At 55.0% G+C, this 923-nt stretch carries 2 protein-coding genes; one reads left to right on the forward strand and one right to left on the reverse strand.

What is annotated here, in order from left to right:
* On the forward strand, positions 1 to 378 hold a 378-nt coding region (locus tag A5706_RS35005; RefSeq protein WP_156767254.1), incomplete at its 5' end, for a PE family protein.
* Between the two features lie 254 nt (positions 379 to 632).
* Here A5706_RS35005 and A5706_RS20530 read toward each other — a convergent pair.
* The coding region (locus tag A5706_RS20530) for a hypothetical protein (protein WP_231984910.1) at positions 633 to 923 on the reverse strand (291 nt) is incomplete at its 5' end.

Consider the following 923-nt stretch of genomic DNA (forward strand, 5'->3'; position numbering starts at 1 on the left):
CTGTTCTCCGGTTACGCCCAGGACTATCACGCGCTGGCCGGGAAGGCGGCGGCGTTTCAGGACCAGTTCGTGCAGCACCTGATTGCGAGTGCCGCCTCCTACGCCAGCGCTGAGGCGGCCAACATGGCGTCGTTGCTAAAGCCCTTGACGGCAATTACGGCCCCGGTTGCCGCAGCCACGGCCGCCCAGTCCACGATGAGCGATTTAATAGCGAATGTGATAACAAATATTCAAGCCGGAATAGAGACATTGATAACGATGATTACATCTTTATTAATGTTGCTAGCGATTGTACCCTTTTTGCTACTGTTTCTTTTAAGTGTTGCTTTATACGGGCCATGGTGGCTTGTTTTGCTTAATGCCGGGCGTGGGTATTGAGATGACGCCCCCCTCAGCGCGGTCGGTGAGGTTCGCGCAGTCGGATCGACGCCCAACGAGTTGGTCGCGAGGGTTGGATTCTCCATCGTTCCTTCGCCGAACCTTTCACGTTCGTGGTCGGGCAGCGTCTAGCCGACGACGAGGCGTGTCTCGGCTTTGAAGGTGCCGTCGCGGTTGTCCCGGACGTGGACGCTGGTGGTGATGGCGATGTCCGGCCAGGGCCAAGAGGCAGGCCGCAACGCAGAGCGCGTCTGTTAGATCGGGAAGAACATCGGAATGGGAGTACCTGTTGCAATAAAAAGTAAAACTAGTGCTACCCAAGCGCCTATGATTACAAAAGTGCCGACCGTAACGAAAATGCTCCATAACGCCGGGTAGCCTTGAATAAATATCCAAAACTGGTAAAAGGCTGCGCCCAATATCTTGAGTAATTGGTCGAAAGCTGCGCTAACAATGTTGCCTAACTCGTATCGGACAGCCCCGACGGCGCTGCCAATCAAGTTCACAACCCCTCCCAAGGGCTTTAGCAACGACGCCATGTTGGC

This window comes from Mycobacterium sp. E796 (assembly GCF_001672815.1).
In the GTDB taxonomy this organism is placed as follows: Bacteria; Actinomycetota; Actinomycetes; order Mycobacteriales; family Mycobacteriaceae; genus Mycobacterium.